Here is a 15,012-nt window from a genome sequence, read left to right on the forward strand (position 1 = left end):
AACAAAGTGAATTATAGCACTTCTTCATACGTTTGCAAAGATGGTTTTTTTGTTTAAAAATGAAAGGCGGTGTATGTTTCTTCATTTATTGTTTGTGAAGGACTTTTCTTTATAAGTGAAGAATGATAAAAAGTAAAGGGGGAATGGGTTGTGAACTGGAACACGAGGGTAACCGAGCTGTTAGGCATTCGTTATCCGATTATTCAAGGAGGGTTAGCGTATTTAGCATATGCCGATTTAGCGGCGGCGGTATCGAATGCCGGGGGGCTCGGGCAAATTACAGCGATGTCGCTTGAGACGCCAGATGCGTTGCGGGAAGAAATTAAAAAAGTGCGGGAAAAAACGGACAAACCGTTTGGTGTGAATTTTGCGATCGGACAACATGGACGTCCGTTTGCGCACATGCTTGAGGCGGCGCTTGATGAGGGCGTGCCGGTCGTCTCGGTCACAGGCGGCAATCCGGCGCCGTTTTTTGAACTGCTGAAAGGAACGAACGTCAAAACATTAGTGCTTGTCGCAGCTGTTCGCCAAGCAGTGAAAGCAGAGGAGCTCGGCGCAGATGCGGTTATGGTCGTCGGGCAAGAAGGGGGCGGACATCTCGGCAAACACGATATCGGAACGTTCGTCCTAGTGCCGCGCGTCGTCGATTCCGTATCGATTCCTGTCATCGCGTCAGGCGGCATTGGCGACGGGCGTGGGCTGATGGCTGCCCTTGCGCTTGGAGCGGAAGGAATCGAGATGGGCACGCGCTTTATTGCGACAAAAGAGTGCATTCATGCCCATCCTGTGTACAAACAAATGCTTGTGGAACGTACAGAAAGCGACACCGTCGTCATTAAACGATCGCTCGGTGCCCCTGCGCGCGCTTTGTTGAACGAATGGACGGAAAAAATTTTACAGTTTGAACGAGAAGGAAAAGGGTATGAACAACTAAAAGAGTACATTAGCGGACAAGCGAATAAGCGGTTCATTTACGACGGCAATACGGAAGAAGGGTTTGCATGGGCGGGACAAGTGATCGGACTTATTCACGATGTGCCGACCGTTAGCGAACTTTTTGGGCGCATGATAAACGAGGCGGAACAAATTCGCACCCGTTGGGCAAACTAAAGGAAGACAACGATGGGAGAAAGGTGAACATCATGAAATATGCTTATCCAATTGATTACAGTTGGTCAACCGAAGAAATCATCGACGTTATTAAATTTTACGAAGGCATTGAGCGAGCGTACGAACAAGGGATTGAGCGAGAGCAACTCATGAACTTATATCGCCGCTTTAAACAAATCGTTCCAAGCAAAGCGGAAGAGCGAAAACTGTGCGATGAATTTGAAAAAGTAAGCGGCTATTCGTCGTACCAAACAATCAAAAAAGGAAAAGAGTTGTCCAACGGAGAGATTGTGAAAATGTAAAGTTGCATATCCCCCTTCCGTTACATAATATATAAAAAAGAATTTTCAGAAAAAAAGAGCGGAAGGGGTGCACGATATGAGAAAAACAGCCGATGGATTTAAAAAAATGGATGGAGAACGCCGAATTAAAGTATTAAAGCTCGAAGTTGATTACGAACTAGCCACCCTTTATGAAGCGATGTTAGAAAATAATGAAGCGAAAAAAAATGAATGTAAACGAAAACTCGAAAGACTACGCCAAGAACTCATTCGTCTGTCGTCGAAATGAAAGGCGGCAAGCGCCGCCTTTTCTACATAAGTATATGCAGGAGGTTTTTTATGTGGAACGAAATTGATCAACATATGCAGCATTGGATTCGCGAAGCAGGGGAGCGCATACGCGATGCGTTTCAAACGAAACTAAAAATCGAAACGAAATCAAGCCCGTCCGATTTAGTAACAAATGTCGATCGCGAAATTGAACAATTTTTTATTGAACGCATTCGCCGAACGTATCCGACGCATCACGTTTTAGGGGAAGAAGGATTTGGTGATCAGCTCGAGGCGTTAGACGGCACCGTTTGGATCATTGATCCGATTGACGGCACGATGAATTTTGTCCACCAGCAGCGTCATTTCGCCATTTCAGTTGGGGTGTTTCACGATGGGGTAGGCATGCTCGGCTACATATATGATGTGGCGTTTGACGAGCTATATTACGCCCAAAAAGGAAAAGGGGCGTTTTTAAACGGCACTCCCCTCCCCCCACTTGAAAAAACATCGCTCGACCGCGCGATCATTTCACTAAATGCAACGTGGGTGACAGAAAACCGTCGCATCGACCCCCATGTGCTAGCACCGCTTGTGAAAAAAGCGCGCGGCACGCGTTCGTACGGTTCTGCGGCACTTGAGATGGCGTACATCGCATCAGGTAAACTAGATGCGTACATTACGCTTCGGTTGTCGCCGTGGGACATTGCTGGTGGGATGGTTATTGTTGAAGAAGTAGGCGGCGTGGTGACAAATTTGTACGGTGAGCCGCTCAATATGATTGAAAAAAGCTCGGTGTTTGTTTCAAAACCGGGATTGCATGAAGAAATACTTGCGATGATCAAGCGCTAACTATCGCTCGTTAGCGCTTTTTCTTTTTTTTTAGTGAAAAACTAAGCCCCATCACGCCAAAAAAGGCAATAAGAGAACCGACGATCGCTGGTACATGTCGATAAGCGATCGCAATGCCGGTGCCTATTAACGTTATCGTCGCAAGTAGCGCCATTATAAAAAAAAGCGGTTGAAATTTATTCATATGTTTTCCTCCTCTTTCCTTTAGATTACAACAAAACATTCCGCTTTTCTACTATGTTTGTGCTATAATAGACGCGCAATGTTGAAAAATAGGAGTTGAAACCATTGAGAAACGATATTCGCAACATCGCGATTATTGCGCACGTTGACCACGGAAAAACGACGTTAGTCGACCAATTGCTTCGCCAATCCGGCACGTTTCGGGCGAACGAACAAGTGGAAGAACGGGCGCTTGATCGCAACGATTTAGAGCGTGAACGAGGCATTACGATTTTAGCAAAAAATACAGCCATTCAATACAAAGGCACGCGCATTAACATTTTAGATACGCCGGGACATGCCGACTTCGGTGGAGAAGTCGAACGCATTATGCGGCTCGTTGATGGGGTGTTGCTCGTCGTCGATGCGTACGAAGGATGTATGCCACAAACACGCTTCGTGTTAAAAAAAGCGTTAGAACAAAACTTAACGCCGATTGTTGTCGTTAATAAAATTGACCGCGAATTTGCGCGCCCACACGAAGTCGTCGATGAAGTGATTGATTTATTCATTGAGCTCGGGGCATCAGAAGACCAGCTTGAGTTTCCGGTCGTGTACGCTTCAGCGATTAACGGAACGGCAAGTTTAGATGCGGACAAACAAGACGCCGACATGACGGCGCTATTTGAAACGATTATTGAGCATATTCCGGCTCCAATCGACAATAGCGATGAGCCGCTTCAATTTCAAGTCGCCCTTCTCGACTATAACGACTACGTCGGTCGCATTGGAATCGGACGTATTTTCCGCGGGCGCATGCAAGTGGGGCAGCAAGTCGCGCTGATGAAGCTAGACGGCTCTGTGAAAACGTTTCGCGTCACAAAACTGTTTGGCTTTCTCGGATTAAAACGCATCGAAATTGAAGAAGCGAAAGCGGGCGATTTAGTGGCTGTTTCGGGCATGGAAGATATTAACGTAGGTGAAACGGTATGTCCGCTTGACGCGCAAGAAGCATTGCCTCCGCTTCGCATTGACGAACCGACGTTACAAATGACATTTCTCGTGAACAATAGCCCGTTTGCAGGACGGGAAGGAAAACATGTGACCGCAAGAAAAATTGAAGAACGTCTTCGTTTACAGTTAGAAACGGACGTATCGCTTCGCGTCGAACCGACCGATTCGCCAGATGCATGGATCGTTTCAGGACGAGGAGAGTTACATTTGTCCATTTTAATTGAAAATATGCGCCGTGAAGGTTTTGAACTGCAAGTATCAAAGCCAGAAGTCATTATGAAAGAAATCGATGGCGTCATGTGCGAGCCGGTCGAGCGCGTGCAAATTGATATTCCAGAAGAATATACAGGAGCGATTATGGAGTCGCTTGGGGCGCGCAAAGGGGAAATGATCGATATGGTCAATAACGGAAACGGGCAAGTGCGCCTTATTTTCCTCGTGCCTGCGCGCGGATTAATCGGCTATCGGACGGAATTTATGTCGCTTACGCGCGGATACGGCATTTTAAACCATTCGTTCGACAGCTATCAACCTGTCATCCAAGGGCAAATTGGCGGCAGACATCAAGGGGTGCTCATTTCGATGGAGACAGGAAAAGCGACGGCTTATGGCATTATGCAAGTCGAAGACCGCGGCGTTATTTTCATCGAGCCGGGAACGGAAGTGTATGAAGGGATGATCGTTGGCGAACATAGCCGCGACAACGATTTAGTCGTGAACGTATGCAAAATGAAACATGTGACAAACGTTCGCTCATCGACAAAAGAACAAACGGTGACGATGAAAAAACCGCGCCTCATGACGTTAGAAGAAGCGCTCGAATATTTAAACGACGACGAATATTGCGAAGTGACGCCACAATCGATTCGCTTGCGCAAAAAAATATTAGATAAAAACGAACGCGAAAAAATTGCGAAAAAGAAAAAACTCGCCGAGCAAAAGAAATAGGGGGAAGTCGTCATGGATGTGATCGGTCGCCTGTCATTTTTCGCTTCGCTATACAACGTGCACGAACAGCCGATAACAGGGATGTGGTTGTTGTACGCGACGATCGTCGTGTTAGCGATCATTGTGTATCGTCTCGGCTTTGCGCGTAAATTACCGATGTTAAAAAACGTCGTCATTTATACGCTACTTGTGCTCGGTTGTACGATTTTAACGTTTTTTGCTGTCTTTTTACCTGTGGCGGAAGGATTGCTTGTCGCTGCCGTCGTGTTAATCATTTATAAATGGCGTCTTCGTCGCGAGGGGGAAAAGGCGTGAAATTACAAGATGCGGTATACAATTGGCTGACAATTAAAGTGGTTGCGCAGGCGCGCCCAGACGATACGGCAGCACAAGAGACGGAACAATTTTTTTCTGATTTGTTGCGTGAAGATCATGCGATTGAGGAAATCGCATATACAAAAGAAGATGACGTCTATACGGTCGCGTTTACTGTAAACAACGAATCACGCACGTTTCGCTTTCCAGCCGAGCTCGTCGAAACGATGCTTGATCAAATCAATCGCGAACCTGAAAAATATGTCAATTACGAATAAGCGCCCACGCTTCGTGCAGGGCGCTTTTCTTACCATTCTGTTTCATGTTTGCTCGTGCGGAAAAAGCGAAATTTGCCCGTTGCAAGCCGTTCTTTCGTTTTTTGCGCAATGCGCTCATGGCACGTTTCACACATATACGTATGAATCGGACGATTGCGCAATCGTTTTGCAAGCAACGTTTCATCGTTTAACGTATCTATTTTTTCACAAAGAATGCATCGTACTCTCATCGTCAAACCTCACATGTTTTTTTAAAAGTTAGTATATCATATCATTTGAAACTGTGTGAAAAAAAGGTATGATAAAAATAAGGAGGGATACATATGCCAAATGCGGTAGAGCCAACATTAATTGAACCGTTGTTCCAAGCGTTACAAAAAGAACGATATGTCATTGTATGTACGGTTGACCACGAAACAGGTGCACCAAATGCAAGTGCGATTTCATGGGTGTATGCGCCTGCCCATGACAAAGTATATTTTGCGGTCGATCAACGTTCCCGCATCGTTGCGAACGTGAAAGCGAATCCAGCGATTTCGATCGTTTTAATCGCCAACGAATCGACGTACTCCATTAGCGGAAAAGCGCACGTGAAAGTTGAAAAATTAGAAAATGTTCCGTTGAAGCTCGCCGCGGTTCAAGTCGATATTGAAGAAGTGCGCGATGTCATGTTTTACGGAGCAAAAATTTCCGTCGAACCGAAATACGAAAAAACGTATGATGCACAAGCTGCAGCGAAACTTGATCAACAAGTGATGAGCGCATTAAAACAAGCATAAGCCGAGCAATACGCTCGGCTTATTTCATATGGTCGTTTGATTGTTTTTGTTGTTCGTTTTCTAACTGCTGCTCTTCCCCTTCATTTAGCTGCTTATCGTTTTGTCGTGTTGGGCGCGGATTTCTCATTTGCAGAAAGTCGCTTGGAATTTCAGGCATGACCCGTCCGACGATGGCGGCGAGTTCATCCATAAATCCTTGAATCGGCTTTCCTTCCTCCACTTGTTTTTGAATGGCTTTTAACCTCGTATTCAAATCCGCATCAGCGATAACGATCGCATTCGCCCCGTACGGATCTTTTTGTAAGCTTTCCACGACAGAATATTTCACCGTCCCTACCCGTGATGGATCGAGTTTAGCGTTGACGTCGATGCCGACTAACGCATATTTCCCGACAACTAATACGGTCGCATCGTTTACATTCGGCACGCTGCTCGCAAGATGAGCGAGATGACGGGCAATTTGTTGTCCTGATTTATTTACAATTTCTTCATTTGTCGTATTTTTCACATGAATGAGCGAATCGCGATCGTTCGGCTGTGCTTGTTGTCCACAGGCGCTCATAAAAAGCAACATGAAGATGAAGATATATTTCAATCGTTCCACCCCTTTTCGTCTTTAAGTTTATTTTGCGAAACTTCTTCTATCTTTATACGCCTGTTCATATATATAAACAACAATCCCGTCCAACGACGGTCGTCAAGGGGGAGAAAACGTGGGCAAAAAAATATACGTATTAGATACAAACGTTCTTTTGCAAGATCCGTATTCCATTTTTTCCTTTCAAGATAATGAAGTTGTCATCCCGGGTGTCGTGTTAGAAGAAGTGGACTCAAAAAAGCGATATATGGACGAAGTAAGGAGAAACGCGCGCCAAGTGTCCAAACTTATTGATCAATTGCGCCAAAACGGCAAACTCCATGAAAAAATCCCGCTTGATAACGGTGGGGTGTTGCGCATTGAATTAAACCATCGCTCCTTTCAGCAGCTGCAAGAAATTTTTGTTGAAAAAACGAACGACAATCGCATTTTAGCGGTTGCGAAAAATTTATTGCTTGAAGAACAAACGAAAGAAAACGGTCGCCCGGTTATTTTAGTGAGTAAAGATGCGCTCGTGCGCGTCAAGGCAGATGCGATTGGACTAGAAGCGGAAGATTTTTTAAGCGATCGCGTCGTTGAAGTCGACCATATTTATACCGGATTTTTAGATTTGTACATAAGTCCGGAGCATTTGTCACGCTTTTATGAAAAAGGTGAGCTTGTGCTAGCGGAAATTACAAACCACCCGTTTTATCCGAATCAGTTTATTATTATGAAAGACGCGCTTGGCGGTTCGTCATCGGCGCTTGGCATCGTTGACCATACCGGGAAAAAAGTGCGCAAACTTGTATTTCATTACGATCACATCTGGGGCATTCGCCCGCGCAATGTACAGCAAACGATGGCATGTGAATTGTTGCTTCGCACCGACATCCCGCTTGTGACGCTGATCGGAAAAGCTGGGACAGGAAAGACGCTGCTTGCGTTAGCGGCAGGACTGATGCAGACAGAAGATATGCGGCTATATAAAAAATTGCTTGTCGCTCGTCCGATCGTGCCTGTCGGCAAAGATATCGGCTATTTGCCAGGCGAGAAACAAGAAAAGTTAAGGCCGTGGATGCAACCGATTTTCGACAACTTACACTTTTTATTTGATACAAAAAAACCGGGAGAACTCGATGCGATTTTATCAGGCATGGGGTCGATTGAAGTCGAGGCGCTTACGTATATACGCGGCAGAAGCATTCCAGAGCAGTTTATTATTATTGATGAGGCACAAAACTTAACGAAACATGAAGTGAAAACAATTTTAACGCGCGTCGGGGAACGAAGTAAAATTGTATTAATGGGTGATCCTGCCCAAATTGATCATCCGTATTTAGATGAATACAATAATGGGCTCACATACGTCGTTGAAAAATTTAAAGAACAAAAAGTGGCTGGGCACGTGCGGCTCATTAAAGGCGAACGGTCATCGCTTGCGCAGCTTGCCGCCGATCTTTTATAAGAAAAGAGGCGAAGCGCCTCTTTTTACTCGACGATAAACGCCCGCACGTGTGTGATCGGATTGTCGCGGTTCGAGCCGTCGCCGAAATAAATATGGACAGGTCCATCTTCTTTGAGTGGTTTGCCGTCTTTTGAAAAACATAATAACAACTCGTAAGCTTCAGCAAGTGAAATCGTCGTATCGCCGTTTTCTGTGACGATCACGACCTTTGTAGCATTCTCGTTCGGCTCTGCATTGCGCAAAAACGGGGCGAACGGCATGCCGAACGTGCCTGTTAATATTTTTTCTTTTTCAAATTGCTTTTCGGTTTGCAACGTCGGAGGCGACACAGCTCCTTCTTGAATTTCGCGATCCCAATATGCTGAAATTTTTTGAATGTCGTCGCTGTCTTCTCGTTGTTCTATTTCTGGATGGCGTGTAAAATAAGTATGTACATCTACTTTGCGATCGTCAAAAATCCACACGCTCGGGTCGAGTGTAATCGTAAATTTGACGTTTCCCTTGATGACGATGACCATGTTTATTCCCCCTATCTGCCTTTCATTATATGATGAAAGCGCTTGTTTGTAAAACGAATCGTCCGAGGCGTGATGCTTGCATTTTTCTCGTATTCACGATAAGATGAAAAGACAGGAACGTACGGAACGGAGGGGTCAACGTGACGCCTGAAGTGGCGATAAACTTTCGAGAAAGAGCCTATTCGTTATTGCAAGCGGATGCGGAGAAAATTGTGAAGCTGATTCAAGTGCAAATGGATCATTTAACGATGCCGCAATGTCCGCTTTATGAAGAAGTGCTAGATACGCAAATGTTCGGGCTATCCCGTGAAATTGACTTTGCGGTCCGCTTAGGGCTTGTCGATGAAAAAGACGGGAAGGCGATTTTAGACCGACTTGAGCGGGAGCTTTCGGCATTGCATGAAGCGTGCACGAAAAAAAAGAAAAAATGACAAAAACTCAAACGAATTTCGTTTGGGTTTTTTCTGTTTTGTAGTACAATGCAAAGTAAGAAAATGAAAAGGAAGATGGGGCGAATGCGCTTGAAAACGTTTCTGAAATATCATGATTATCCGTTAATCATCGCTGTCATGTTATTGTCGTTGTTTGGGCTTATCATGGTATATAGCGCAAGCATGATTACAGCGGTCGTCCGTTTTCATACGGCGAGTGATTATTTTTTCCAAAAACAAAAATGGGCGTGGATCATCGGTGCATGCATGTTTTTATTCACTGCATTTGTTCCGTATAAACATTATGCGCGCAAAAAGTTTTTGCAATTCGTTTTTTTTGTTATGCCTTTGCCGCTCATTTACGTCCTTTTGTTTGGACATACAGCAAACAATGCGACAAGTTGGATTAAACTAGGTCCGGTTAACGTTCAGCCCGCAGAGTTTGCGAAAATTGGCTTAATTGTATATTTAAGCGGGGTGCTTGCAAACAAACAAAAAAAGCTACAAACATCGCCGCAAGAGGTGCTTTTTCCGATTTATTACATGCTGTTTATTTGCTTGCTTGTTTTTCTTCAACCAGACGCTGGAACAATGCTCATTATCGTTGCGATTTGTTTAACAATCATACTTTCATCAGCAACAAGCAAATGGCTATTAATTAAACAAGGCGTATTATTCGGGATTGTTTTTCTCTTATCCCTTCCGTTCATATATGACAAAGTTTTTACTGAAGTGCGCAAGGCGCGGCTGTACAGCTTTTTAGATCCGTTTGCATACGCACAAAAAGAAGGATATCAACTCATTAACTCATATTTCGCAATCGCAAACGGGGGACTAAAAGGTCTCGGTCTTGGACAAGGCATTCAAAAATACGGCTATTTGCCAGAAGCGCATACCGACTTTATTATGGCAGTCATCGCAGAGGAGCTTGGTTTATTCGGCGTTTCATTCGTCCTTATTTTACTATCGTTTATCGTATTGCGCGGCTTTGTCATTGCAAGGAGATGTCCAGATGCGTTCGGCAGTTTATTAGCTATCGGTATTTCCGCAATGATCGGCATTCAAGCGTCCATCAATCTCGGTGGGGTGACAGGTATTATCCCGCTTACAGGGGTGCCGCTTCCGTTTGTCAGCTACGGCGGTTCTTCGCTCGTTTTACTTATGATGTCTGTGGGAGTGCTTGCCAACATTTCCGCTGTCGCAAACTACGAAAAATACAAAACAGAAAAACAAAACAATATTCAAAAAAATCACGTTTCTTTTTCGTAATCCTATTTACAAATACAGAAAATTCGTTATAGTTTTTATTATGAACGACAGGGGGAGGATGCATAATGAGGCGTATTCAAAAAGTACTTGTTGCAAACCGTGGGGAAATTGCGATTCGCGTGTTTCGTGCGTGCAACGAGCTTGGCATTCGCACTGTTGCCATTTACTCGCGCGAAGATGCTGGATCGTACCATCGCTACAAAGCGGATGAAGCGTATTTAGTTGGAGAAGGAAAAAAGCCGATTGAAGCTTATTTAGACATCGAAGGGATCATCGAAATTGCTAAAATGCATGATGTTGATGCAATTCATCCGGGATACGGCTTTTTATCGGAAAACATCGAATTTGCGAAACGATGTGAAGAGGAGGGTATCATTTTTATCGGACCGCGCCAACAACATTTAGATATGTTCGGCGATAAAGTAAAAGCGCGCCACCAAGCGAAACAAGCGGGCATTCCGGTCATTCCGGGAAGCGATGGCCCTGTGCAAAGCTTGGAGGACGTGTTGCGCTTTGGTGAGACATACGGTTATCCGATGATCATTAAAGCTGCGTTAGGCGGCGGCGGTCGCGGCATGCGCATCGTTCGTTCGCAAGCGGAAGTGAAGGAAGCGTACGAGCGCGCCAAATCAGAGGCGAAAGCGGCATTTGGTAGCGACGACGTGTATGTCGAAAAATTAATCGAACGTCCAAAACATATTGAAGTACAAATTTTAGGTGATGCATACGGCAATATCGTTCACTTATACGACCGAGATTGTTCGGTGCAGCGTCGCCATCAAAAAGTGGTCGAAGTGGCGCCAAGCGTGTCACTTTCGAAGGAGCTTCGCGAAGAAATTTGTGAAGCGGCAGTCAAACTTATGAAAAACGTGCAATATGTGAACGCAGGAACGGTCGAATTTCTCGTTTCTGGCGATGAATTTTATTTCATTGAAGTAAACCCGCGCATTCAAGTTGAACATACGATTACCGAAATGATTACCGGCATCGATATCGTTCAATCGCAAATTTTAATTGCGGAAGGGTATGCGTTACATAGCGAAAAAGTTGGTATTCCAAAGCAAGAGCACATTTTTGTTCACGGCTATGCGATTCAGGCGCGCGTCACAACAGAAGATCCGCTAAATAACTTTATGCCAGATACAGGGAAAATTATGGCGTATCGCTCAGGCGGCGGTTTCGGCGTTCGTTTAGACGCAGGAAATAGCTTTCAAGGGGCGGTCATTACCCCGTATTACGATTCGCTGTTAGTGAAAGTGACGACATGGGCATTAACGTTTGAACAAGCGGCGGCGAAAATGTTGCGCAACTTGCGTGAGTTCCGCATTCGCGGCATAAAAACGAACATTCCGTTTTTAGAAAACGTCGTGCAACATCCGAAGTTTTTAACAGGGGAATATGATACATCGTTTATTGATACGACGCCAGAGCTGTTTATTTTCCCAAAACGAAAAGACCGTGGTACGAAATTGTTATCGTATATCGGAACAGTAACTGTAAACGGATTTCCGGGCATCGGAAAAAAGAAAAAGCCGATCTTTGACCCTCCTCGCATCCCGAAAGTGAGCTATATCGAACCGATGCCGAAAGGGACGAAACAAATTTTAGATGAGCGCGGAGCTGACGGGCTCGTCCAATGGATTAAAGAGCAAAACCGAGTGCTGTTGACAGATACGACGTTTCGTGACGCCCATCAATCGCTTTTAGCAACGCGCGTGCGCACAAACGACTTGTTGCGCATCGCTGAGCCGACGGCGCGTTTATGGTCGCAACTATTTTCGATGGAAATGTGGGGCGGGGCGACGTTTGATGTCGCATATCGCTTTTTAAAAGAAGACCCGTGGGAGCGCCTCATTCAATTGCGTGAAAAAATTCCAAACATCCTGTTTCAAATGTTGCTTCGCGCTTCCAATGCCGTTGGGTATAAAAACTATCCAGATAACGTCATTCGCGAGTTTGTTGCGAAATCAGCCGAAGCGGGCATTGACGTATTCCGCATTTTCGATAGCTTAAACTGGGTCAAAGGAATGACGGTTGCGATTGATGCAGTACGTCAATCTGGAAAAGTGGCGGAAGCAGCCATTTGTTATACGGGCGATATTTTCGATCCGGCGCGCACAAAATACAACCTCGACTACTATAAAAACTTAGCGAAAGAGCTTGAACAAGCTGGCGCTCACATTTTAGCGATTAAAGATATGGCAGGGCTATTAAAGCCGCAAGCTGCCTATACGTTTATTTCTGCTTTGAAAGAAGTCGTCGACATTCCGATTCATTTGCATACGCACGACACAAGCGGCAACGGCATTTATACGTATGCTAAAGCGATCGAAGCGGGAGTCGATATTGTCGACGTAGCGGTAAGTGCGATGGCCGGTTTAACGTCACAGCCGAGCGCCAACACGCTTTATTATGCGCTAGAAGGAACGGAGCGCGCGCCCGAAGTCAATATTACATCGCTTGAAAAACTGTCGCGCTATTGGGAAGATGTGCGCAAATATTACGCCGATTTTGAGAGCGGCATGAACGCGCCGCATACGGAAGTGTATATGCACGAAATGCCGGGCGGACAATATAGCAACCTTCAACAACAAGCGAAAGCGGTCGGTTTAGGAGATCGTTGGGATGAAGTAAAAGAAATGTACCGCCGCGTCAACGACATGTTTGGCGATATTGTCAAAGTGACACCGTCATCGAAAGTTGTCGGTGATATGGCGCTATATATGGTGCAAAACAATTTAACCGAACAAGACATTTACGAACGCGGGGAGACGCTTGATTTTCCTGATTCGGTTGTTGAACTGTTTGAAGGATATCTCGGTCAGCCGCACGGCGGATTCCCAGAAACGTTGCAGCGTATTATTTTAAAAGGGCGCGAACCGATTACCGTTCGTCCGGGCGAGCTGTTAGAGCCGGTCGACTTTGAGAAGTTGCGCGAAGAGTTATATCATATCGTTCAACGCGAAGTGACCGACTACGACGTGTTAGCGTATGCGCTTTATCCGAAAGTGTTTGTCGAATACGCCCGCACCGTTGAACAGTTTGGCGACGTATCTGTTTTAGATACACCGACGTTTTTATACGGCATGCGCCTTGGCGAAGAAATTGAAGTTGAAATTGAAAAAGGAAAAACGTTAATCGTCAAGCTTGTTGCCATCGGTCAACCACAGGCGGACGGAACGAGAGTCGTTTACTTCGAACTAAACGGCCAGCCGCGCGAAATCGTCATTAAAGACGACAGCATTAAGACAACTGTCGTTTCGCGTGTAAAAGCGGATCGTAACAATCCGAACCATATTGCTGCAACGATGCCAGGGACGGTTGTAAAAGTGCTCGTTGAAAAAGGGGAAAAAGTGAAAAAAGGCGACCATTTAATGATTACCGAAGCGATGAAAATGGAAACGACCGTTCAAGCACCGTTTTCAGGTGTTGTAAAAGACATTTACGTCCAAGGTGGCGACGCGATTCAAACGGGAGATTTATTAATTGAATTAGCCGAAAAATAAAAGAACGAGGGATCCCTCGTTCTTTTATTTTAATACGGCAGACGGAATGACGTTCGATCGTTGCGGCGCATCTTCTTGTTTTTGACTGCGCGTTGCCAGTAGCACAAAGTAACTTAACACACCGAACAAACAGGAAATAAAAAACGCATGTGCTAAGGCGATGTATAAGTTCAACTCTGTAAAGACGACGAGCGCCCCTGTTGCGACTTGGCAGCTGACAAGAACGAACGCAATCAGCCAGCCCCAATACATAATTGGCTGTTGTTTATATCGTTTCATCGCATATATCGTCGCTATGAAAATCCAAATAAATAATAATCCCGCGGCGAAGCGGTGACCCATTTGCACCCATTCATGTAATTGGGTTGGGAAGAACCTTGTTTGTGCGCAAAACGGCCAGCTTGGACAAGCTAAGCTCGCCTGCTTATGACGAACGAGCGCGCCTGTATATACGACGATATAGCAATACGCAATAATGCCGTAAATATGAAATTTCATCGTACGATCAAGCACGACGGACGCGGCATCAAATTTTTTATCGACTTCAAAAATAAACAACGTCAATAAAAAGACGGCCGCAAATGAAATGAGCGAAATGCCAAAATGAAGCGCTAGCACAACGTCCGATTGGCCCCATACGACCGCGGCAGCGCCGATGAGTCCTTGCAAGACGAGAAACACGAACGACACGATCGCCAAAAACTTCGTTTCACGAATATGACCGGTCGCTTTCCAAGCCCAAATGGATAAAATAAGTACCATCAACCCAACGACGCCAGAGACAACACGGTGGCTTAATTCAATTAAAAGCTCAGCCGTAATGTTAGATGGGATGAGTTGTCCGTGACAAAGCGGCCACGAACGACCGCACCCCATGCCTGAGCCTGTTTTTGTGACGAGTGCGCCGCCAATTAAAACGAAAAGCATGCCGATTGTTGTCGCTACCGCAAACCATTTCAAAAGCCGTTGCAATGTATCCACTTCCTTAATGCGAAATTTGATCTAGCAAATATCTAGTAAAAACTGTATAATAAATGTGAAAAATGTGAAATACGTGTGAAGAAATTCTAACCTCATATTAGCGGAAAATGCCGAAAAGCGCAAAGTTTTATTATTTTACAACATAGCAATCGTTGCAAATGTGGTTGAATATTTGTGCGGAGTTTGCTAGAAATATAAATGCAGTTATTTTTCAACGTTTTCATCGTAACAATCTCATTTTGACACAAATTCG

At 45.1% G+C, this 15,012-nt stretch carries 17 protein-coding genes; 12 read left to right on the plus strand and 5 right to left on the minus strand.

Annotated features, from left to right (window positions below):
- Nucleotides 1-150: 150 nt before the first annotated feature.
- From NST18_RS04565 to NST18_RS04580, 4 genes are all read left to right on the plus strand, one after another.
- Entirely contained in the window at nt 151-1,110 is a 960-nt protein-coding gene (locus NST18_RS04565; RefSeq protein ID WP_004891294.1) for an NAD(P)H-dependent flavin oxidoreductase, read from the plus strand.
- A gap of 32 nt (nt 1,111-1,142) precedes the next feature.
- The gene (locus NST18_RS04570; protein ID WP_192951375.1) at nt 1,143-1,412 is read left to right on the plus strand and encodes a UPF0223 family protein; all 270 of its coding nucleotides are present in this window, start codon (nt 1,143-1,145) and stop codon (nt 1,410-1,412) included.
- Between the two features lie 76 nt (nt 1,413-1,488).
- On the plus strand, nt 1,489-1,680 hold the full coding sequence (locus tag NST18_RS04575; RefSeq protein WP_004891291.1) for a hypothetical protein: 192 nt from the start codon (nt 1,489-1,491) through the stop codon (nt 1,678-1,680).
- Between the two features lie 50 nt (nt 1,681-1,730).
- On the plus strand, nt 1,731-2,513 hold the full coding sequence (locus NST18_RS04580; protein WP_004891290.1) for an inositol monophosphatase family protein: 783 nt from the start codon (nt 1,731-1,733) through the stop codon (nt 2,511-2,513).
- A 10-nt stretch (nt 2,514-2,523) separates the two neighbouring features.
- Here NST18_RS04580 and NST18_RS04585 read toward each other — a convergent pair whose 3' ends face one another.
- The gene (locus NST18_RS04585) at nt 2,524-2,697 is read right to left on the minus strand and encodes a DUF5325 family protein (protein ID WP_171699735.1); all 174 of its coding nucleotides are present in this window, start codon (nt 2,695-2,697) and stop codon (nt 2,524-2,526) included.
- Nucleotides 2,698-2,801: 104 nt separating this feature from the next.
- Here NST18_RS04585 and typA point away from each other — a divergent pair, with 104 nt between their 5' ends.
- From typA to NST18_RS04600, 3 genes are read left to right on the plus strand one after another with little or no spacing between them, the layout of a single operon-like run.
- A complete protein-coding gene (typA, locus tag NST18_RS04590) occupies nt 2,802-4,637 on the plus strand; it encodes a translational GTPase TypA (RefSeq protein WP_004891288.1) in 1,836 nt (611 codons plus the stop codon).
- Between the two features lie 12 nt (nt 4,638-4,649).
- A complete protein-coding gene (locus tag NST18_RS04595) occupies nt 4,650-4,952 on the plus strand; it encodes a YlaH-like family protein (RefSeq protein ID WP_004891287.1) in 303 nt (100 codons plus the stop codon).
- Nucleotides 4,949-5,230 carry a hypothetical protein gene (locus tag NST18_RS04600; protein WP_004891286.1) on the plus strand — a complete coding sequence of 94 codons (282 nt, stop codon included), beginning with the start codon at nt 4,949-4,951 and terminating at the stop codon, nt 5,228-5,230. Before NST18_RS04595 ends, NST18_RS04600 begins: the two co-directional genes overlap by 4 nt.
- Before the next feature lie 29 nt (nt 5,231-5,259).
- Here the strand turns inward: NST18_RS04600 and NST18_RS04605 are convergent, their stop codons facing one another.
- Nucleotides 5,260-5,460, minus strand: coding sequence for a YlaI family protein (locus tag NST18_RS04605; RefSeq protein WP_004891284.1), 201 nt, complete (start codon nt 5,458-5,460; stop codon nt 5,260-5,262).
- Between the two features lie 93 nt (nt 5,461-5,553).
- Between NST18_RS04605 and NST18_RS04610 the strand changes: the two genes are divergently transcribed.
- Complete coding sequence (locus NST18_RS04610; RefSeq protein WP_004891283.1) at nt 5,554-6,009, plus strand: pyridoxamine 5'-phosphate oxidase family protein; 456 nt, start codon at nt 5,554-5,556, stop codon at nt 6,007-6,009.
- A 19-nt stretch (nt 6,010-6,028) separates the two neighbouring features.
- Here the strand turns inward: NST18_RS04610 and NST18_RS04615 are convergent, their stop codons facing one another.
- The gene (locus NST18_RS04615; protein ID WP_230456258.1) at nt 6,029-6,583 is read right to left on the minus strand and encodes a YhcN/YlaJ family sporulation lipoprotein; all 555 of its coding nucleotides are present in this window, start codon (nt 6,581-6,583) and stop codon (nt 6,029-6,031) included.
- A gap of 139 nt (nt 6,584-6,722) precedes the next feature.
- On the opposite strand from NST18_RS04615, the gene NST18_RS04620 reads away from it, so the two are divergent.
- Nucleotides 6,723-8,054, plus strand: coding sequence for a PhoH family protein (locus NST18_RS04620; protein ID WP_004891279.1), 1,332 nt, complete (start codon nt 6,723-6,725; stop codon nt 8,052-8,054).
- 23 nt (nt 8,055-8,077) lie between these two features.
- Here the strand turns inward: NST18_RS04620 and NST18_RS04625 are convergent, their stop codons facing one another.
- On the minus strand, nt 8,078-8,572 hold the full coding sequence (locus NST18_RS04625; protein ID WP_081253652.1) for a hypothetical protein: 495 nt from the start codon (nt 8,570-8,572) through the stop codon (nt 8,078-8,080).
- 140 nt (nt 8,573-8,712) lie between these two features.
- On the opposite strand from NST18_RS04625, the gene NST18_RS04630 reads away from it, so the two are divergent.
- The 3 genes from NST18_RS04630 (at nt 8,713) to pyc (ending at nt 13,778) form a co-directional block, all read left to right on the plus strand.
- Entirely contained in the window at nt 8,713-9,003 is a 291-nt protein-coding gene (locus NST18_RS04630) for a YlaN family protein (protein WP_004891276.1), read from the plus strand.
- A 75-nt stretch (nt 9,004-9,078) separates the two neighbouring features.
- Nucleotides 9,079-10,272: an FtsW/RodA/SpoVE family cell cycle protein gene (locus tag NST18_RS04635; protein WP_004891275.1), complete on the plus strand. Its 1,194-nt coding sequence runs from the start codon at nt 9,079-9,081 to the stop codon at nt 10,270-10,272.
- 65 nt (nt 10,273-10,337) lie between these two features.
- On the plus strand, nt 10,338-13,778 hold the full coding sequence (gene pyc, locus NST18_RS04640; protein ID WP_004891274.1) for a pyruvate carboxylase: 3,441 nt from the start codon (nt 10,338-10,340) through the stop codon (nt 13,776-13,778).
- Nucleotides 13,779-13,802: 24 nt separating this feature from the next.
- Here pyc and NST18_RS04645 read toward each other — a convergent pair whose 3' ends face one another.
- On the minus strand, nt 13,803-14,750 hold the full coding sequence (locus tag NST18_RS04645; protein WP_340721621.1) for a COX15/CtaA family protein: 948 nt from the start codon (nt 14,748-14,750) through the stop codon (nt 13,803-13,805).
- Between the last annotated feature and the right edge of the window lie 262 nt (nt 14,751-15,012).

This window comes from Anoxybacillus sp. FSL W8-0104, from assembly GCF_038004465.1.
Taxonomy (GTDB): Bacteria; Bacillota; Bacilli; order Bacillales; family Anoxybacillaceae; genus Anoxybacillus; species Anoxybacillus flavithermus_G.